General features: G+C 40.0%; 21 protein-coding genes and 1 riboswitch. Of the genes, 7 read left to right on the top strand and 14 right to left on the bottom strand.

Annotated features, from left to right (window positions below):
- Nucleotides 1-28: 28 nt before the first annotated feature.
- The 4 genes from ntdP to fabL form a co-directional block, all read right to left on the bottom strand.
- On the bottom strand, nucleotides 29-559 hold the full coding sequence (gene ntdP, locus BANVL01_RS21250) for a nucleoside tri-diphosphate phosphatase (protein ID WP_066083827.1): 531 nt from the start codon (nucleotides 557-559) through the stop codon (nucleotides 29-31).
- A gap of 187 nt (nucleotides 560-746) precedes the next feature.
- The gene (locus BANVL01_RS21245; protein WP_066083824.1) at nucleotides 747-1,004 is read right to left on the bottom strand and encodes a YgaB family protein; all 258 of its coding nucleotides are present in this window, start codon (nucleotides 1,002-1,004) and stop codon (nucleotides 747-749) included.
- A 162-nt stretch (nucleotides 1,005-1,166) separates the two neighbouring features.
- Nucleotides 1,167-1,400, bottom strand: coding sequence for a gamma-type small acid-soluble spore protein (locus BANVL01_RS21240; protein WP_066083822.1), 234 nt, complete (start codon nucleotides 1,398-1,400; stop codon nucleotides 1,167-1,169).
- Between the two features lie 73 nt (nucleotides 1,401-1,473).
- Nucleotides 1,474-2,223: an enoyl-[acyl-carrier-protein] reductase FabL gene (fabL, locus tag BANVL01_RS21235; protein ID WP_066083820.1), complete on the bottom strand. Its 750-nt coding sequence runs from the start codon at nucleotides 2,221-2,223 to the stop codon at nucleotides 1,474-1,476.
- A 116-nt stretch (nucleotides 2,224-2,339) separates the two neighbouring features.
- Between fabL and yfhS the strand changes: the two genes are divergently transcribed.
- Entirely contained in the window at nucleotides 2,340-2,525 is a 186-nt protein-coding gene (yfhS, locus tag BANVL01_RS21230) for a mother cell protein YfhS (RefSeq protein WP_066083818.1), read from the top strand.
- 27 nt (nucleotides 2,526-2,552) lie between these two features.
- Here the strand turns inward: yfhS and mutY are convergent, their stop codons facing one another.
- Nucleotides 2,553-3,653 (bottom strand): A/G-specific adenine glycosylase, encoded by a 1,101-nt coding sequence (gene mutY, locus BANVL01_RS21225; RefSeq protein WP_066083817.1) that lies wholly within the window; start codon nucleotides 3,651-3,653, stop codon nucleotides 2,553-2,555.
- A 122-nt stretch (nucleotides 3,654-3,775) separates the two neighbouring features.
- Between mutY and BANVL01_RS21220 the strand changes: the two genes are divergently transcribed.
- Nucleotides 3,776-4,756: a metal-dependent hydrolase gene (locus BANVL01_RS21220; protein WP_066083816.1), complete on the top strand. Its 981-nt coding sequence runs from the start codon at nucleotides 3,776-3,778 to the stop codon at nucleotides 4,754-4,756.
- Between the two features lie 202 nt (nucleotides 4,757-4,958).
- Nucleotides 4,959-5,135 (top strand): small, acid-soluble spore protein K, encoded by a 177-nt coding sequence (locus BANVL01_RS21215; RefSeq protein ID WP_024030816.1) that lies wholly within the window; start codon nucleotides 4,959-4,961, stop codon nucleotides 5,133-5,135.
- A gap of 41 nt (nucleotides 5,136-5,176) precedes the next feature.
- On the opposite strand, the gene BANVL01_RS21210 is transcribed toward BANVL01_RS21215, so the two are convergent.
- The gene (locus BANVL01_RS21210; protein ID WP_066083814.1) at nucleotides 5,177-5,497 is read right to left on the bottom strand and encodes a YfhH family protein; all 321 of its coding nucleotides are present in this window, start codon (nucleotides 5,495-5,497) and stop codon (nucleotides 5,177-5,179) included.
- Between the two features lie 92 nt (nucleotides 5,498-5,589).
- Between BANVL01_RS21210 and BANVL01_RS21205 the strand changes: the two genes are divergently transcribed.
- Nucleotides 5,590-6,261: an SDR family NAD(P)-dependent oxidoreductase gene (locus BANVL01_RS21205; RefSeq protein WP_066083812.1), complete on the top strand. Its 672-nt coding sequence runs from the start codon at nucleotides 5,590-5,592 to the stop codon at nucleotides 6,259-6,261.
- Between the two features lie 8 nt (nucleotides 6,262-6,269).
- Here the strand turns inward: BANVL01_RS21205 and recX are convergent, their stop codons facing one another.
- On the bottom strand, nucleotides 6,270-7,079 hold the full coding sequence (recX, locus tag BANVL01_RS21200; RefSeq protein WP_066083811.1) for a recombination regulator RecX: 810 nt from the start codon (nucleotides 7,077-7,079) through the stop codon (nucleotides 6,270-6,272).
- A 292-nt stretch (nucleotides 7,080-7,371) separates the two neighbouring features.
- Between recX and BANVL01_RS21195 the strand changes: the two genes are divergently transcribed.
- The 3 genes from BANVL01_RS21195 to BANVL01_RS21190 all read left to right on the top strand — a co-directional run bounded on the left by BANVL01_RS21195 (nucleotide 7,372) and on the right by BANVL01_RS21190 (nucleotide 8,752).
- The gene (locus BANVL01_RS21195) at nucleotides 7,372-8,178 is read left to right on the top strand and encodes a UTP--glucose-1-phosphate uridylyltransferase (RefSeq protein WP_066083809.1); all 807 of its coding nucleotides are present in this window, start codon (nucleotides 7,372-7,374) and stop codon (nucleotides 8,176-8,178) included.
- A 111-nt stretch (nucleotides 8,179-8,289) separates the two neighbouring features.
- Nucleotides 8,290-8,424: a YfhE family protein gene (locus BANVL01_RS26955; protein WP_082805090.1), complete on the top strand. Its 135-nt coding sequence runs from the start codon at nucleotides 8,290-8,292 to the stop codon at nucleotides 8,422-8,424.
- A gap of 139 nt (nucleotides 8,425-8,563) precedes the next feature.
- Nucleotides 8,564-8,752 (top strand): YfhD family protein, encoded by a 189-nt coding sequence (locus tag BANVL01_RS21190; protein WP_066083805.1) that lies wholly within the window; start codon nucleotides 8,564-8,566, stop codon nucleotides 8,750-8,752.
- Nucleotides 8,753-8,880: 128 nt separating this feature from the next.
- Here BANVL01_RS21190 and BANVL01_RS21185 read toward each other — a convergent pair whose 3' ends face one another.
- The 7 genes from BANVL01_RS21185 to BANVL01_RS21155 all read right to left on the bottom strand — a co-directional run bounded on the left by BANVL01_RS21185 (nucleotide 8,881) and on the right by BANVL01_RS21155 (nucleotide 19,394).
- Nucleotides 8,881-9,378: a DoxX family protein gene (locus tag BANVL01_RS21185; protein WP_066083803.1), complete on the bottom strand. Its 498-nt coding sequence runs from the start codon at nucleotides 9,376-9,378 to the stop codon at nucleotides 8,881-8,883.
- A 352-nt stretch (nucleotides 9,379-9,730) separates the two neighbouring features.
- Nucleotides 9,731-10,963 (bottom strand): homoserine dehydrogenase, encoded by a 1,233-nt coding sequence (locus BANVL01_RS21180; protein WP_066083802.1) that lies wholly within the window; start codon nucleotides 10,961-10,963, stop codon nucleotides 9,731-9,733.
- A 75-nt stretch (nucleotides 10,964-11,038) separates the two neighbouring features.
- Nucleotides 11,039-11,148, bottom strand: a riboswitch (SAM riboswitch).
- Nucleotides 11,149-11,318: 170 nt separating this feature from the next.
- Nucleotides 11,319-12,707: an argininosuccinate lyase gene (gene argH, locus BANVL01_RS21175; protein ID WP_066083799.1), complete on the bottom strand. Its 1,389-nt coding sequence runs from the start codon at nucleotides 12,705-12,707 to the stop codon at nucleotides 11,319-11,321.
- Between the two features lie 132 nt (nucleotides 12,708-12,839).
- The gene (locus BANVL01_RS21170; protein ID WP_066083798.1) at nucleotides 12,840-14,051 is read right to left on the bottom strand and encodes an argininosuccinate synthase; all 1,212 of its coding nucleotides are present in this window, start codon (nucleotides 14,049-14,051) and stop codon (nucleotides 12,840-12,842) included.
- Between the two features lie 79 nt (nucleotides 14,052-14,130).
- Nucleotides 14,131-15,111 carry an ornithine carbamoyltransferase gene (gene argF, locus BANVL01_RS21165; RefSeq protein WP_066083796.1) on the bottom strand — a complete coding sequence of 327 codons (981 nt, stop codon included), beginning with the start codon at nucleotides 15,109-15,111 and terminating at the stop codon, nucleotides 14,131-14,133.
- Entirely contained in the window at nucleotides 15,095-18,331 is a 3,237-nt protein-coding gene (gene carB, locus BANVL01_RS21160) for a carbamoyl-phosphate synthase (glutamine-hydrolyzing) large subunit (RefSeq protein WP_066083795.1), read from the bottom strand. Before carB ends, argF begins: the two co-directional genes overlap by 17 nt.
- On the bottom strand, nucleotides 18,318-19,394 hold the full coding sequence (locus BANVL01_RS21155; protein WP_066083794.1) for a carbamoyl phosphate synthase small subunit: 1,077 nt from the start codon (nucleotides 19,392-19,394) through the stop codon (nucleotides 18,318-18,320). The genes carB and BANVL01_RS21155 overlap by 14 nt, the downstream gene beginning before the upstream one ends.

Here is a 19,394-nt window from a genome sequence, read left to right as displayed (position 1 = left end):
GATAAACCAATCAACAGGTTTTTAGCATCTAACGTCTGTATGTTAGATAACGTTCATACCAAATATCAATAAAATCTGGTGCAAACGGGCCATTTCGCTGCCGAATCCATTGAATCAGTTTTTCGACATTCCGCTTTAAAATTTGATCAATCACATCTGGATAATTCATTTCCCGGCGATGCCGTTCATACTCATCTTCGTCTAGTAAATTAAAGGTCATATCAGGATACACCTTGATATCAAGGTCATAATCAATATACTTTAGTGCCTCACCGTCAAAAATGAATGGTGAACTGATATTACAGTAATAATAAATGCCGTCTTCCCGGATCATCCCAATGACATTGAACCAGTATTGTGAGTGGAAGTAACAAATGGCAGGTTCCCGTGTAATCCACGTTCTCCCATCTGACTCAGTTACCAAGGTGCGATCGTTTCCACCAATCACTAAATGCTGCGACCCTTTTAAAACGGTTGTTTCTTCCCAGACGCGATGGATGTGCCCATTGTGCTTATAGCTATGTATTTGCATTGGTTCACCTTCTATGGGTACGCCCATGTTCTCCCCTACCTTCATTCCTGAACGCTTTGTAACCTATTCTAAAATTTTTTTAAATAAATATCGACAAAAGGCAACAAAGAAAATTCCTATTTTCTATTATTATAACGGTTGAGAGCAGAATTTAAAACAAAAGAGCCATAAATCCATGGCTCTTTGTAAAAATTTGCGAATTTTTTTCTACTATCTACATGGAATGTGTTAAGTTTGTCTCCAGATATGAATTAATTACCTCTTCTGTCTGCTTTTCAAAAATTTGCTGGATTTCTTTCAATTCCTTCTTCATCTGTTGAATGTCCGTCTGAACACTTTCAAGATTTGTGGCATTCTGGAGATTCTGAAGCTCAGCTTCAATTTGTTGACAACGCTCAAGCTCAGCCTGAAGATACAATAGTTTTTCCATCGTTACCATTTGTTCGGAAACTAATCGATTAAAATGATTCATTTCCCTCACCGCCTTATATTTTCGTACTTATTATGTATTCTTTAACAAACAGTATTCTCCTTTGACTACTTCTGTAGACATGGGGGAAGTTTTGTCGAAAAGTCCACTACAATAAAGAAGGCACTCTTTTCGGAAAAGAGCGCCTTCTTTTTAAGTATTTTTTTATTGTTGGCCAAATTGACCTGCATTTTGGTTTTTACGAGCTTCTGCAGTTTGGTTTTGCTTTTTTACTTCTTGCGCATTTGTTTCGCTTCCAAACTCAGTTCCAAATTGACCTTGTGCACCGGCTGCACCAGCAGCACCTGCACCGCCAGCAGATTGGGCGTTTTGTTGTCTTACTTCCTGGACGTTGGTTCCAGCTGAAGTTTTGTTTGGCTGTTGATTGAATTTTGCCATTGTAATCACCTCCACGTGATTAATGTATCCATGCACCGTGGAGTTTATCCAAATTAATTATATTAAAATTTTACTATACGAGTAATGAAATTCCCCCGTCGATTATAATCGTTTGGCCCCTAATCATGCTTGACTCCTCGGACAAAAGGAACATGACGCAATTGACCATATCGTCAATTTCAACCATTCTGCCAGCAGGTGTTTTTTCTTTTGCTTCCTGAAGGAGTTCTTCACGGTTAGGAAAATGCTTCAATGCCTCCGTATCGACAGCGCCACCAGAGACCGCATTAACCACAATATTTTTCGGTGCTAATTCGACCGCCAAATATCTCGTTAAAGCCTCAAGTGCCGCTTTCGAGACTCCTACTACTGTGTAGTTTTCCAAATAGCGGATGGAACCAAGTGAACTGATGCTGACAATTTTCCCGCCGCCATTTCTCTCCATCAATTTGGCAGCTTCCTGTGCGCAGAACAATAGGGCTTTACTATTGATATTTAAAGTCCAATCCCAGTGTGATTCTTCAAGCTCCATAACAGGACGCTGCACCCCAGAGGCTGCATTATTGACAAATACGTCTAAACGGCCAAATTCTTGATCGATTTGAGCAAACATATCTTTAATTTTGTCTACATCACCAACATTGGCTTTGATAATGAATGCTTTTCTACCCAATGCTTCAATTTGTGCAGCTGTTTCAAGAGCACCTTTTTTACTTCTCGCATAATTAATTACAATATCATATCCTGCTTGGGCTAACCGAAGTGCAGTTGCTTTACCGATTCCCCGGCTGCTGCCAGTGATGAGTGCTACTTTTTGAGTCATTTTTCTTATTCCCTTCTACTATCAATTATTTCTCCTATTTTAGCCTTTTCCTGAATAGATAACAATGAATAAACAAATTACTAAGGCAAAATACCTAATTGAAAGGAAGTAGCAACATGTATGCAGGACGGGATATGACCGAGCTTTCGATGATGGCAAAATCAGACTGGGAACCAAGTGAGCTTTCATTTTTTCATCATTCGTTACAGCAAATTGCTCCTTATTTAAATAGTGAAGGACAGACAATCCATCGGGAAATCATTAAAGAAATTGAAAATCGCGGCGGTCTTCAAGCGACATAAAAGGAATGAACGCCGTTTAAACGGCGTTCATTCCTTTATATGCTCTAAATAAAGCTTTAGCATTTTTTGAGCGGATACAGGAAAAGCAAATTTCTCGATTTCTTCAAGTGAGACAAGCTTCCATTCCTCGTTCTCTTGAAACTCAGAATGTATTTTGCCAGTATACACGTTTAGATTCCAAACGAGGTGTGAAAATACATGTTCAATTTGACCAATAATTTTATTCAGGTCAATTTCTAAAGCAAGGTTTTCTTTAAATAAATCGACGACCTGCTCCCGTTCATTTTGCAATGAATGATGGACTTCGACATTGGGAAACTCCCATAGATTTGCAAGCAGTCCGCTTGACGGCCGTTTATGAATTAACATTTTTCCGTTTTCATCAAGCAGTATTGCTGCGGCAAGCTTGACATCACGCGTCTTTGTTTTTTTCGTTTTTATCGGCAGTTCATTTTGAACCCCTTCGGAAAAAGCATGACAATGGTCGCGAACTGGGCATAATAAACAGGAAGGAGATGTTGGTGTACAGATTAAAGCCCCTAATTCCATTAATGCCTGATTAAATGAAGAAGGATCTTCATGCGAAATTAACGTCCGGACTGCTTTTTCGAATACTTTTCGTGATGCTGGTTTGGCAATATCATCCCAAATAGAGAGAACCCGCGATAAAACCCGCATCACATTCCCATCGACAGCTGGCTCTGGAATACCGAATGCAATACTTAATATCGCTCCGGCAGTATAGGGACCGACTCCTCTAAGGGAGGAAATTTCTTCAGGAGTGTTTGGTACTTCTCCATTGTATTTCTCCTTCACCTCTTTAACCGCTGATTGCAAATTTCTTACCCTTGAATAGTAGCCAAGACCTTCCCAAGCTTTAAGTACTTTATCCTCTTCGGCTTCAGCCAGGTCTTCAATGGTTGGAAACCAATCAATAAAGCGATTAAAATAGGGGATGACGGTATCAACCCTTGTTTGCTGAAGCATAATTTCTGACACCCAAACCTTATACGGATCCTGATCTTTGCGCCAGGGCAGGTCGCGCTGTTCATTTTTAAACCAGGTAATTAAATCATTTTGAAAAGCAACTATATTGATTTTTTCAAGATTTTTCTGTTCAATTAACATAACTTTTGTGCCTCCAGTTTGTTAAACAATGTGGAAAAAGGGAATATAATAAGAAGACATTTTTGTTTTACGATAATCCAATTTAGCTATTTTGACAAGACATATAAAGGAGGCTTTTCCTTTTGGATACTGGAACTCATGTTGTAATGGGTATTGCCCTTGGCGGTCTGGCTACTCTTGATCCGGCTGTCGCCAGCAGCCATGCCACGACAGCCAGTGTATTAATCGCAACCATCGCTGGCTCACAAATACCAGATATTGATACAGTTTTAAAACTTAGAAATAATGCCATCTACATTCGTAATCATCGTGGTGTAACACACTCAATTCCTGCAGTGCTTTTATGGCCGATTGTCCTTATAGCGGTCATTTATCCGTTCTTCACCGATGCCAATTTACTGCATTTATGGGCTTGGACATTTGCAGCCGTGTTTATCCATGTATTTGTTGATATTTTTAATGCCTACGGTACGCAAGCTCTAAGACCTTTTTCAAACAAATGGGTTGCTTTAGGCGTGATTAATACTTTTGATCCATTTATTTTTGGAATTCACGTTCTCGGAATTTTCATTTGGATATTAGGCGCAAATCCAGGTGTTACCTTTTTGCTAATGTATGCCGTTATCATCGGCTATTATTTTATGCGATACATGGCGAAGAAAAGAGTATTAGTAGAAGTAAGGACAATCATACCTGATGCAACTGAAATCATTATTGCCCCAACAATGAGGTTTCATCAATGGCGAATCGCTGCCATGAACCGCGAGCAATTTTTTGTCGGAAAGGCTCTCAAGGATAAAGTTGAGATACTAGATCGGTTTCAACGTATCCCAGTTCCCAAAACACCTGTAATAGAAGCTGCAAAAAAGGATAAAAACCTGGCTGCCTTTCTATCGTTTTCTCCTGTTTATCGCTGGGAAGTTGATGAATACACTGATTTTTATGAAGTCCGTTTTATTGACCTGCGCTACCGCAGCAATGGCCACTATCCCTTCGTGGCCGTCGTCCAGCTAAACCGCGATTTAAAGCCAATCAGCTCCTATACAGGCTGGGTATTTAGTGAAAAAAAATTGAGGAAGAAACTTAGTATCATTCCAAGCTAAAAAAGCGGTGACACTTTAGTCACTCGCTTTTTTATAATCCAGCTCCATGCCAAGCTCCGCTGACCTGGGCGCTTGCGTTTTTTTATTACCATTTTCTAATAACATAATTGAGCGTAAAAGCACAGATACTATTGTTACGTGGTAAGCATTGAGAATGCTTTGCTTTTCACGTTTTTCTCATAACCGATAATGGAGGTACAGCATGAGAAATAAAGCGAAGAATTTCCCAAATCAAAATAATAACAAGTTTGAGGGAGAGCCAAGAGCAAAAGCAGAGTATGCTTCAACAAGAGCAGATGGTACCATCAATACTCACCCGCAAGAACGGATGCGTGCCTCTGGTGAGCGCGACGATGAATCGCCTCAGGTCTATAAATAGATGGACAACAAGACAAACCAGAGAGCCTTATCTCTGGTTTGTCACTTAAGCCATTTTAATAAAGAAATCGGTAATGCCTCTTCCTTCCCATCACCTTTCAATCGATAGCCCCAGGCAAAAACGCCATTCATATAATCAATTTTAAAATAATGGCCGGGGTCCCCTTCGATTTCATAAACTTCGCCCGGTTTAAATTGATCAGGATTTATCATATAGGCTCGAGCCATTTGTACCTTTCGTTCAAGCACAGCAAACTCATTAACCATTCCCATTTGCTCAGCTTTTCTTGCCTTTTCTTGAAGCATAGCGATTTCCTGTCTTAATTCATGTTCTGACATTGCACTATAGCGTTTCTCTTCCAAATCTCAATCACTCCCATTTATCTTCTTTTTTTAGTATAGTAATTTTTGTAGATTAAATAAAGGCTGAAAACTCACTTGAAGGAGAATAACCAATGAAAACAATATTGATTACCGGAGCTGGATCTGGTTTGGGAAAGGAATTAGCTTTCCTTTTTTCGCAGAAAGGTTTTCACCTTTTGCTGGCTGGGAGAACCATTGCAAAATTAACTCATGCAAAACAGGAAATTGAAGCTGCTGGAGGGACAGCCGACATCCTTCCATTAGATATCCGAAACATTGAAGAAGTAGAAAAGACATTGAATGAAATTAGCAGAACAAACAAAATTTTCGGTTTGGTTAATAACGCGGGAATTGGACATTTTGGTCCATTTGAGGGAATAGAAACCGTTCAAATTAGCGAAATGTTAAATACGAACGTGTTAGGAACTATTTTAATGACAAAGGCCATCCTCCCTCATTTACAAAAAAATGGCCAGGGACGAATTATCAATATTATTTCCACCGCGGGATTACGTGGTAAAGTGAATGAAGCTGTATATGTTGCTAGCAAATTCGCCGTCAGGGGCTTTACCGAAAGTCTGCAAAAAGAATATGAAGGCAGTGGGATTAAATTTAATGCTGTCTATATGGGCGGTATGGATACTCCATTTTGGGACAAAAGCGACCACATTAAAGATAAATCACGCCTCCGCTCAGCCAAAGAAATCGCGGGAATCATCATGGAACAATTGGATCAAGATTCAATTATCATTGAAAACTCATGACGCTTTTGTCATGAGTTTTCTTTCTCTGCTAGGAACCTTTCGATTAGTTCCATTGAAAAACCTTTGCGATATAATGTCTGTTTCATCTTTTGTTTATATTCAAAACCGCTGTAACGAGAAAATTTCCGATCAGCCTTTTCCCCTTGGAATCGAATCGCTTCTATTTCTTCATCATCTGCTTTATCCACTTCGGTTTCATCTAAAGCAATATGAATGACTTCAAAAGAATAGCCTTTTCTTAGCAGCATTTGCTCAAGCTTCTGCTTTTGAATTTTCAAAGCTTCCTTTGCACCCTTTTGAAGAAACTTTCCGCTCAATTTGACTGCTTTTTCAATTTGCTTCTCTAATGAAAATTCACCAAGGGCTTGAATCCGAATCCCCTCAGCAATTCCTTTTTCCTTTAACTCCAGCTTGATTACATCTGGGCCTTTATCGGTTGTATTTGCCTGCGTCCTCACATATGCTAAAGCAAATTCCTCGTCATTGATGTATCTCTGGGCGGTTAATTTATGGATTACTTCATCAATAACTGGCTCATCTGTCTCTTTTTTACTTAGGTAATCCCTAATCTCCCTTTCAGATCTCATTCTCCTTGCCAAATAATTAATCGCTAGGTTATATGCCTTGCGAATATCGTCTTGATACTGTATCTCCAAAAAGGAAAAGTCATCAAGCTCCATTCCTTTTTTTAATTGGAATTTTATTAACACATCGCTGTCGACACTAAAGGCAAATTCCTCGCCTTTACCGTAATCCATAAAGACATTAAAACGTTCCGTATTTTTCTTCTGCGTGGTGATTTTTGTTATGATAGCCAATTCCTTCACCTCAAGATTACTTTACCACATTCCTGATGATTAACCATTCATCATTTTATTTATATGCATTGTTTGTCTACATTATGGGCTGTTTCCTCTTTCATCCTCTTTCAATCGTACATAAGATGAAATATACCTATTGCTGTGACGCTTTTTGGATTAGTTAAAATTTACACCCCCCTAATTCCTTAACTCCAAAAGAAATGATGACCTATTCTATAACCTATATATTGGACATGTTACAGTTTTTTGAATTTTTTCGAGAGAAATAAAGAAAGCGAGGAGCTCATTAATGGTAAGAAAGGCAATAATTCCTGCAGCAGGCTACGGAACTAGAAGTCTTCCCATTACAAAGGTAATCCCCAAGGAAATGTTTCCGCTAGGTTTAAAGCCAGCCATACACTATATAGTCGATGAGGCTGTTAATTCTGGGATTGAACAAATACTCATAATAACATCCAAATCCAAGGATATGATCATTGACTATTTTGATTATTCCTTAGAGCTAGATACCTTTTTAAAAAGTCAAAATAAAGAACATCTAGTAAAAAAGTTAGCACTTCCGAAGGTGAAAATTCTTTTTATTAGACAACCTTACGCAAGAGGACTTGGGGATGCCATTCGACTCGGGAAAGAATTTGTTGGTAATGAACCGTTTGGAGTTCTATTGCCAGATGATATTATCATTCCCTCAAAACAACCTGCCCTTAAAGAATTAATTGATGTTCACAAGGAAACTCACGGAAGTGTTATCGGCCTAAAACAGGTCGATCAAGATTGTTTAAAAGATTATGGTGTTATTCAAGGGAAATACAGCCCCGATTTTATCAAGATTGAAGATATCGTGGAAAAACCTAAAACAAAACCACCCTCAAATCTTGCCGTGGTAGGCAGATATATTTTCACCCCAGAGATTTTTCAGAGTTTAGCCACTGTAAAGAAAGGTGTTGGCGGCGAAATACAATTGACCGATGCCATTAAAGATTTATTAGCATCTGAATCAGTCTTGGGAAAAGTTATATCCGGCGACAGATATGATATTGGAAAATTAGATGAATATGTTCAATTAATGAATATATTAAGCAAGGATAATAATTGAAAAGAAATGCTTTCCTATCGGCCATAAAAAGATATTTTCTTGAAATTTGTATCATTCCTTTCTTTAAAGGTAAAAATGGAAATAAGTACAATTTTGAAGGGAATGAGTAAGATGGCGGATAAGAAGAAAAAAGATAAGGATAGAGGAAAATACCCACTCACAAGCATGCAGGAAGTATCTTACCAAAGAGAATTTAAAATGGCGGACCGTGCCGGCGGCTACCATGACAGAAAAACAAAACTTTAATTACATGACGGGCGAACGTGTCAGTCAGTATGCGTTAATTTAAATATTTTACCATTAATGGACCCCTTTCTAATTGTAAAAGCTAGTAATAGGAGCATTGTTGCTCCCTACATGCCTACAATTGAAAGGGGTTTTTACAATGGGACGTTCACGCGGAGGCAGGACTCGTGATAAGAATAAAGGATCACTTCCACAGGTACCGAAGAACATGAAGTCAGATGGCATTGACGTAGAGTTTTCACAAGAACTTGCTGACCATGCAGACCTGGAGGCACAAGCACGCTCAAACGCATCGAACCAGCGCGTCAAAAATCGAAAAAATAAATAAGGTATTTTCCTGACAGAGTAAAAAGAGAAGCAGGTCTGCCCTGCTTCTCAACTACAAAAGGGGGAAATACTATTTCATCGAGCTCTAAAGAGAGGTTTTCACTTTTTAGCTATTAGAACTCGTTACTGCTATTGATTGCTTTTGACTGCTTTCACATGGCCTTTCTTGAAATAGCCTTTGATAAATGGTACTGCATAGCGGTCAAGTCCAAAGAGGTAAGCTCCAGCTCCTACGAAAAGTAGAATCATTGCTGCTGTATAAAGAATCGGGTTCGTACTAGTTGTACCTGCAAGCATAAAGTTTAAGTTCATGAAGGCACCAGCGATTAAAGCTGGAATCGTCGCTAAACCGACGATTAATCCTAGACCAACAAGTAATTCTCCCCAAGGTATTAACACGTTGAAGATATGAACGTTTGGAATCGCGAATTGTTGTAAGAAGTCAGCGTACCAACCTTGCACTGCTGGATGATCCCCTTTTGCATTAGCAAGAGCAAATTTGAGGAATCCACCTGCATCGAATCCACCTGTTAGTTTATGGTAGCCTGCTTCAATCCATTGTAATCCAAGCCATACTCTTAATACTGTCCAAACAACTGCTGCGAAACGGGTTTTGTACCATCTCATCACAATCATCTCCTATTATTCTTTTGTGAAATGTTTCACAAGTTAATGTAATAAAAAATTTCTTTATCCCCTATTCGAAGGAGGGGCTGTTCAGCTAGCTGTATCCTGTAGTGAAGTTTGTGAATTATTTCACTATCTTCTCTACACTTTTAATATACTCCCCTTGTAGTAAAATGACAACGTCTTTCACAGTTTTTTAACATATTAATGTTAGAAATTTGAATAGAATGTGAACTTACTAAGTTGCTTATGTTTGTAATGTAAAAAAGAGGCTGCATATGGCTTTTCTTGCCCTGCCCACCTCTTTAAATATTGATTAGATTCGTCCTTCACGTTCAACAACCCATTTGGATTAAAGTGCTGTTAATACTTCATCTTTCATTTCCACTTTATATTCTCCCAATATAGGATAATACCCTAGTGCATTATATTGACTAGCCAGCTGTGCAACATCTTTCTTAGTCGCCTGGATGATATACGTCCCATCAGAAACCTGTTCAATCCACAAAATCGAAGTGCTTAGTTGTTTCTTGGCAAGTCCATATACAAGCCACGTTTCTTTTCCCTGCGGATTTTCCGATTCCGAAATGGATGTGGAAGTAGGAGTCGCACTACTTTTGACAGGCTTACTTTGACAGACATACACCAAATCTTCAATTACCGCACTTGCTGTAGGATACATTCCGGCGCCAGGTCCCTGAAGGGTAATTCTTCCGACAATATCCGAGAAAACATTTACAGCATTCTCTACTCCCTCGACATGGTAAAATGGATGTTCATTTCCAACCAGAACAGGTTTAACCGATGCCTTTATTGAACCTCCTGCCCTAGTAAGACTGGCAATATGTTTGAATCGCAGACCTAATTTTTCAGCTGTTTCGATTAATTCACTTGTTATTGAAGTAATTCCCTCCCGCTCGACATCCTGCCAATTCGGTTCTTCTCCAAAAGCGATACGGCTCAGGATCATTGTTTTATAAAATGCATCATATCCTTCAACGTCATTAGTCGGGTCCGCCTCCGCATAGCCATTCACTTGTGCCGATAGTAAGCTTTCGGCAAATGACTGCTTTTTCACACGCATTTCGGTTAAGATAAAATTTGATGTTCCGTTTAAAATTCCTTGGATTTGCTGAACCCGGTTTATTTTTAGCAGCTGCCTTAGCGTTTGAATAACCGGAATTCCCCCTGCGACCGTTGCTTCAAAGCCCAAGGTAACATGATTCTCCTCCGCAAGATTTAACAACTCTTTCCCGTGGTGGGCAAACATCTCTTTATTGGCAGTGATAATATGACAGCCGCGCTCGATTGCCTTTTTCAAAAATGTAAATGTTGGTTCTTTGTCGACAATGGCTTCGACCACAATATCAAGCTGGGGCAGCTCAAGGATTTCTGCAAAATTGTTCGTAACCAGCACACCTTCTCTAATCTCCCGTTCTTTATGCTTGTTTTTGATAAGGACTGCAGCCACTTCAACCTTTTTTCCCAAGACAGCTGTTAACTCATCGGCATGGGATTGTATCGTCCTATATACTCCTTCACCAACCGTTCCAAAACCAAGAATTGCTACTTTAATTACTGACATGTATATCCACCCTTCCAAATGGCTTAATGATCAAATGAGAAAAACCCTCTTCATAAGAAGAGGGTTAGTTTCCTCCTCTTATCTTCCAGGTTAAATAACCTGCTGGAATTAGCACCTTTTCAAGGATTACCTTGATGGTTGCCGGGCTTCATCGGGCCTAGTCCCTCCGCCGCTCTCGATAAGAGTTTTATTTACTTTTCATTTATTTTCCAACATATAAAAAGTATGTTAGCTGAATCTTCAGTTAATGTCAATAGGCATTTTTAGTAAGGCTCTTCAAAAATGGTTGCTTTCTTTGATTCGCTCATTTAATTACAAAATTCGCTCATTGGATGGCAAAACTCCTAACAGGGTTCTACCTTCGAATTGAACGTGTTACCAAATTCTCCGCCAGCTTAATTTGTTTCATCACCTGATCCGGCGCTGTTCCGCCAAAGCTGTTACGAACCGCAACTACATGCTCAGGAGCCAAAACCGTGTAAATGTCGTCTTCAAATAAGGGACTAAACTCCTGAAATTCTTCGAACGTTAAATCCAGCAAAAATTTGTTAGATTGAATTGCAAACAACACAATTTTTCCAATAACTTCATGGGCTTCGCGAAATGGCAGCCCTTTTCGGACTAAGTAATCGGCAATATCTGTCGCATTGGAAAAGTCATTGTTGATTACCTTTCGCATCACATCTTTATTTACGGTCATCGTTTCGATCATCGGTGCCAATAGTTTTAAAGAGCCTTCAAGCGTTTCAACCGTATCAAACATGCCTTCCTTATCTTCCTGCAAGTCCTTGTTGTAAGCTAGCGGTAAACCTTTTAGCACAGTTAACAATCCTATCAAATTGCCATATGTGCGTCCTGTCTTCCCACGAAGCAACTCCGGTACATCGGGGTTCTTTTTTTGCGGCATAATACTTGAGCCTGTGCAGAAGGAATCGTCCAACTCTATAAATTGAAATTCCTGACTAGACCAAATAACCAATTCTTCAGAAAACCTGGAAATATGCGTCATAATGATGGAACCAATCGATAAAAATTCGAGTATAAAATCGCGGTCACTGACGGCATCCATACTGTTTGGATACACCGTTTCGAACCCTAGCAGTTCTGCCACACGTTCACGGTTAATCGGGAAGGTTGTCCCTGCCAAGGCACCAGATCCTAGAGGAAGCCAGTTAATCCGTTTTAGAGAATCTAACAGTCTCTCTTTATCACGTTCAAACATCCAAAAATAAGCCATTAAATGATGGGCAAAGGAAACAGGCTGTGCACGCTGCAAATGTGTATACCCTGGAATCAACGTTTGCACATTCTCTTTCGCCTGCCCGATTAAGGCCTGCTGGACATCTTCAAGCAATTTAACTAGTTCCGTCGTTTTCGTTCTCAAATAAAGATGCATATCCGTTGCTACTTGGTCATTGCGGCTGCGTCCTGTATGGAGCTTACCGCCGACAGGGCCAATTTTTTCAATCAATAGTTTTTCAATATTCATGTGAATATCTTCATCTTCTACTAAAAACTCGACCTCGTGATCCACTAACATCTTTTTAATAGATAGAAGGCCATCCTTGATTTTATTAGCATCCTCCATCGGGATGATGCCGCATTCCCCCAGCATTTGGACATGGGCAAGGCTTCCGGCAATATCCTCTTTTGCTAGTTTTTGATCAAAAGAGATGGAAGCAGTGAATTCTTCCACTAATTTATTTGTTTCCTTTGTAAAACGTCCGCCCCATAGCTTAGACATGTGTTTTTCTCCCTTCAAACTGGGCTATTTTTTGTTTTTTATATTTTATCGGCGAATCGCAAAATACCGCTAATTTATCTAGTAAGAAAGTTGCCCTCGAATTTCAAGGTTCGAGGGCACTTACTCTTCATGTTATTTTAGAACTGATTCCTTTTTATTAACCTCTGAATATACCTTCGTCGGCAGACCCCATAGTTTAATAAAACCAACTGCCGCATTATGATCAAACGCATCTCCTTTTGAGTAGGTTGCTAGTTCCTCATTGTAAAGACTGTGAGCGGATTTACGTCCAACCACGGTATGGTTCCCTTTATGAAGCTTAACGCGGATGGTGCCTGACACCACCTTTTGTGTTTCATCTATAAAGGCATCAAGTGCCATTTTTAGCGGTGAATACCAAAGCCCTTCGTAAATAATTTTTGCCATCTGCTGTTCAACCTGTGTTTTAAATTGCGTGACCTCACGAGTCAAGGTTAGAAATTCTAATTCTTTATGAGCATTAATTAAAATTAACGCAGCTGGATTTTCATACACTTCACGTGATTTAATGCCTACTAATCTATTTTCGATATGATCAATACGGCCCACACCGTGCTTGCCGCCTAGCGCATTTAAGTTTTCAATTAGCTGAACAAGAGGAAGCTGTTCGCCATTTAGGGCAACAGGGACGCCTAGTTCAAATTCAATTTCCACATATTCCGCTGCATCTGGTGTTAATTCAATTGGATTCGTCCAATCAAACGCTGCCTCAGGTGCCTCGGCCCATGGATTTTCAAGAACACCTGCCTCACAAGCGCGTCCCCAAATGTTAGCGTCTATCGAAAATGGATTATCTAAATCAACGGGAATCGGAATCTCATTTTCAGTCGCGTATGCAATCTCCTCGTCACGTGTCATGCCCCATTCACGAACCGGAGCAACCACCTTTAAGCTTGGGTTTAACGCCTGAATCGAAACTTCAAAACGGACTTGATCATTCCCTTTTCCGGTACAACCGTGTGCAACAGCTGTAGCACCCTCTTTTTCCGCAACTTCGACCAATAATTTTGAAATAAGCGGTCTTGAAAGCGCAGAGGATAACGGGTACTTACCTTCATATAAACAATTAGCCTTTAATGCTGGAATAATATATTCTTTGGCTAACAATTCTTTCGCATCAATCATTATGGCTTTAATTGCGCCAACATTTAAAGCTTTGTTTTTAATAGCTTCAAGGTCTTTCCCTTCTCCTACGTCAAGGCCTAAGGCAATCACATCATAGCCATATTTTTCCTGAATCCATTTTACTGATACCGATGTATCCAACCCGCCTGAATAGGCTAAAACAATTTTTTCCTTAGTCATCTGTATTCTCCCTTATATTCGTTTGTATTAATATTCATCCAATAGAATTATTATACAACAAATCTCAAAAAAATAAATACTATTTCGCTAGTAATAATTTTAAAATTGCTTTTTGAGCATGTAAGCGGTTCTCTGCTTCATCAAAAACGACCGAATGAGGTCCATCGATGATCTCGGCGGTTACCTCTTCACCGCGATGGGCTGGCAGACAATGCAAGAAGATAAAATCACTTTTAGCGTGTTTACACAGCTCCTCATTTACTTGATAATCCTTGAAAGTCTTCACTCTTATTGCAGCTTCCTCTTCCTGCCCCATACTAGTCCACACATCGGTAACGATGACATCTGCGTCTTTAACAGCTTCCTGCGGACTATTTGTTAACATAACCGTACTTCCCGTCAATTTACCTGCTTTAATTGCCTTTTCTGTAACTTTACCATCCGGCAGATAGCCTAGCGGGCAGGCAATGCTTATATCCATTCCAACTTTAATTGCACCTTCCATAAGTGAATGCGCCATATTGTTGTTTCCGTCTCCCAGATAGCACATCTTTAATCCGGCCAATTTTCCCTTATGTTCGAGAATGGTCAGCAGGTCGGCCAATACCTGGCATGGATGCTGAAGGTCTGTTAAACCATTTATGACAGGGATTGAGGCATTCTCCGCCAATTCTTCAACCGATTCGTGCGAAAACGTGCGGATCATGATGCCATCGACATAACGCGATAATACTTTTCCTGTATCAGAGATACTTTCTCCCCTGCCAAGCTGAAGGTCTTTTGAACTAAGGAAAATCGCATGTCCGCCAAGCTGCAGCATCCCAACCTCAAATGAAACTCTCGTACGTGTTGAAGATTTTTCAAAAATCATTCCTAAGACTTTTCCGCTTAAGAACGGGTGCGGTTTTCCTTGTTTTTGTAAGTCCTTCAATTCTTGTGCCTCGTTAAGAAGATAGAGGATTTCGTCTGAACTGAAATCTGAAAGCTGTAAAAAGTCTTTTCCGTTAAATTGAATGCTCTCGTTATTACTTATTTCCTTCAATTTATATGCTTCTAACATGAACAGCACCTCTTTTTTCAAAATTATAATACTCACTAATTGTTCGTACATCAAAATCAGCCAGCGTCTCTTTTTGCAAATTGATTGTTGCTTCGATTGTATCTAGATGTGTAAATATAGGTATTTTGTAGCGAATAGCGTGCTCGCGAATTTTAAAACCAAATTTATGCTTTTTTCTACCTTGATTCGGAATATTGATTACAGCCATTATTGACTGCTTTCGAAAAAGTTCATTAACTTCTGCATCGTCATGCACCACTTGTTCAACAGAAATGTCATTGTGTTGAAAAAATAATGCGGTTCCTTCTGTTGCAACAAGTTTGAATTGTTTTTTTAAAAGTTCCTGAATAATCGGGAGACTAGCTGATTTATCACGGTCGGAAATGGAACAAAACAAATAATTTTTTTCTGTGCTGTTACGAATAGAAGGAATCGACTTTTCGAGAGCCTCTTGATACGTTACTCCCATGCCAAGCGCTTCCCCCGTTGATTTCATTTCCGGTCCAAGGGCATGGTCGACTCCCTTAAGCTTACTTGATGAAAAAATCGGTGCTTTAATCGAAAAATAATTTGGTTCTGGCAACAATCCATTCGTTTGGCACAAATCTGCTAACGATTCACCTAATTGAACATTTACCGCCCACTCAATCATTGGAGTTCCTGTTACTTTACTAATAATCGGTACTGTCCGTGATGAACGCGGGTTTACCTCAAGAATATTGACTTTGTTTTCGTAAATCACAAATTGAATGTTCATCATGCCAATGACTGGTGCTGAGAGTGCAATTTTTTTAGCATAATCAATTAACGTTTCTTTGACCTTTACTGATAATGAAATGGGCGGGAACACTGAAATACTGTCTCCGGAGTGAACGCCCGCTTTTTCAATATGTTCAAAGATACCTGGGACGACAATTTGTTCCCCATCACTAATGACATCAATCTCACATTCTAATCCAGGCAAATATTTATCAACTAATAACGGCCACATCGCAGCTTCCGAGTTTTTCTCAAGCTGGATAATATATTGCTGTAGTTCCTCTTTTGAAAAAATCGTAAACATCGCCTGACCGCCAATGACGTATGATGGTCTCACCAGCACTGGGTATCCAAGATTAGCCGCAGCTTCCATCAGTTCTTCAGGATGAGATACAGCTTTACCCTCAATATGCGGAATGACTAATTCCTCAAGCAGTTGATAAAATTCTTTCCGGTCCTCTAAGCGATCAACGTTTTCAACTGATGTACCTAAAATGTTGATGCCCTCTTCTTCTAAAGCGTGCGCCAGATTAATTGCCGTTTGCCCGCCAAACTGAATCAATACTCCGTCAACGTTTTCTTTTTCAATGACATGCAGAACATCTTCAGCAGCAAGTGGTTCAAAATAAAGTCGATCGGCAACGGAATAGTCCGTGCTAACAGTCTCAGGATTGTTGTTAATAACAACTGCCTCATAGCCTTTTTTCTTGATGGCTTTTGCGGCGTGTACCGAGCAGTAATCGAATTCAATTCCCTGGCCGATTCGGATTGGACCGGAGCCAATGACAAGAATCTTCTTCTTGTTGGTGATTTCTACCTCGTCAAATCCATGCCAGGTAGAGTAATAGTAAGGTGTGACAGCATCAAATTCAGCTGAGCAAGTATCAACCATCTTATAGCCCGGTTTCCAGTTGAGTTCTTTCCACTTGCTTCTGATTTGTTTTTCAGGGATTTTAAAAATTTGTGATAATAATTTATCAGCAACATTGTTTCGTTTTGCCTCTTTCAGCAGTGATATTGGAACATTGCTCCATTGATAGGAGGCTAATTCCGTTTCTAAAACAACAATGGAGCTAATTTTGTGCAAAAACCATGGATCAATCCTGGTCAACTGTTGAATTTTTTCAAAGGAAATTCCTCTTCTAAATGCTTCGGCAATGAGAAATAGCCGCTGGTCATTGGCTTTTTCAAGAAGTTCAAACAATATTACCTCATCAACAGATTTATTTCCCTCAATGCAAAGACCATAAACATTCATTTCCATCGAGCGAATCGCTTTGTTTAGTGCCCCCTCAAATGTCCGGTCAATTGCCATTACTTCTCCGGTAGCTTTCATTTGGGTTCCGAGCGTTCGGTCTGCCTCTGGGAACTTGTCAAACGGAAAGCGCGGCAGTTTTATGACAATATAGTCAATCGCCGGCTCAAATGACGCAAAGGTGCTGCCTGTTATTGGATTAACAATCTCATCTAGGTGATAACCAATCGCACACTTTGCTGCCATTCGTGCAATCGGATAGCCTGTTGCTTTCGAAGCAAGGGCTGACGAGCGGCTTACCCTTGGGTTCACCTCAATGATGTAATATTGGTTAGATTCCGGATGAAGGGCAAACTGAATGTTGCAGCCACCGATAATCTTTAGTTCTCTAATTACTTTTATCGAAACGTCACGGAGCATTTGATATTGAACATCTGTAAGAGTTTGCGATGGTGCAACAACGATGGAGTCACCGGTATGAACACCGACAGGATCCATATTTTCCATATTGCAAACAATGATGCAAGTATCATTTGCGTCCCTCATGACCTCATATTCAATTTCCTTCCAGCCTTTAATACTTTTTTCGACTAGAACTTGATGGATTGGACTTGCCGCTAAACCTTTCTTTAAGACGATTTCGAGTTCTTCTTCACTGTATGCAAAGCCGCCGCCCTCTCCTCCAAGGGTGTAGGCTGGGCGAATAATCACGGGAAAGCCAATTTCTTTTACAAATGCTTCCCCTTCTGCAAAGCTGTGAATAATGGCAGAATCCGGTATCGGTTCGCCAATTTCCAGCATCAGGTTACGAAACTTTTCTCGGTCTTCCCCGTTTTTGATCGATTCAACAGAGGTTCCAAGAAGTTCAACATTGTATTTTTCTAGTAATTGTTGTTCATAAAGCTGTACGGTTAAATTCAAGCCTGTTTGACCGCCAAGGGTGCCAATCACACCATCTGGCTTTTCTTTTTGAATAATTTTTTCAATTGTTGCAACGTTTAGCGGTTCAATATATACCTTATCGGCAGTAGCCTCATCTGTCATGATTGTAGCCGGGTTATTATTGATTAAAACGACCTCAATTCCCTCTTCTTTGAGAGCAATGCATGCCTGTGTACCGGCATAATCAAATTCTGCTGCCTGACCAATGACAATCGGGCCTGATCCGATGACAAGTACTTTTTTTAGATTTTTATCTAGCGGCATATACGGTCTCTCCCAATGAAGCTAACTGTTTTACAAAATCTTTTAAAATATATTCGGTATCGCTTGGTCCCGGATGGGCTTCGGGATGAAATTGGACGGTTTGAATTGGATTGCTTTGATGTTTCAGTCCTTCAATTGATTGATCATTTACATTTCGATAGGTTACAGCAAAAACGCTCTCGTCAATACTTTCGTCAACAACAACATAGCCGTGATTTTGGGCAGTTATTTTGACCTTACCAGTTGTTAGTTCCTTAACCGGGTGATTTCCGCCGCGATGTCCGTAGGCAAGTTTTTCTGTTTTTGCTCCATATGCAAGGGCAATAAGCTGGTGCCCTAAGCAGATTCCGAGCGTTGGGAATTGCTGGCTTACTTTTTTAATTTCTGGGAACCACTTTTTTAGTTCCATTGGATCGCCAGGTCCGTTGCTTAAGAGAACGCCATCTGGATTCATGACTTTTATTTTTTCAAAAGGGGTATTGTAGGGCACAATTGTCACTGCGCAGCCTTCTTCCAATAAGGCATTTAGGATTGATTTTTTATAACCAAAATCAATTAGGACAACATGATGCCCGTTGTTTTTGAAAAATTGCGTTTTCTTTGTTGATACTTTTTCAACCCAAAATTCCTGTTTTGCTGTTGTTGGCAAGTTTGCTTTCTTCGTATGGCTTAAGTACCCTTTAACTGTCCCGCGGCTGCGGATGGTTTTGACGAGAAGTCTTGTATCAACACCAGCAATACCGGGAACTCCCGCCTGTTTCAGTTTTTCTGAAAATTTATTAATCGATTGATAATGGCTCGGTGTTTCACATAAATCACCAATGATGACCCCTGATAACGCTGGTGAGATGCTTTCATCGTCTATCGCATTGATTCCATAGTTTCCGATAATCGGATAACAGAAGGTAATGATTTGGCCGGCATATGAAGGGTCTGTGATGATTTCTTGGTATCCGGTCATGCTTGTGTTAAAAACTACTTCCCCGAGCGAATCCTTTTCGGCACCGATTAGGACTCCTTCAAAAACTTCGCCCGTTTCCAAAGTAAGATATCCTTGTTTCAA

It is taken from the genome of Neobacillus novalis NBRC 102450 (genome assembly GCF_001591805.1).
GTDB lineage: Bacteria > Bacillota > Bacilli > Bacillales > Cytobacillaceae > Neobacillus > Neobacillus novalis.
The sequence above is the reverse complement of the archived record's forward strand: the minus strand, read 5'-3'. Positions and strand labels throughout refer to the sequence as shown.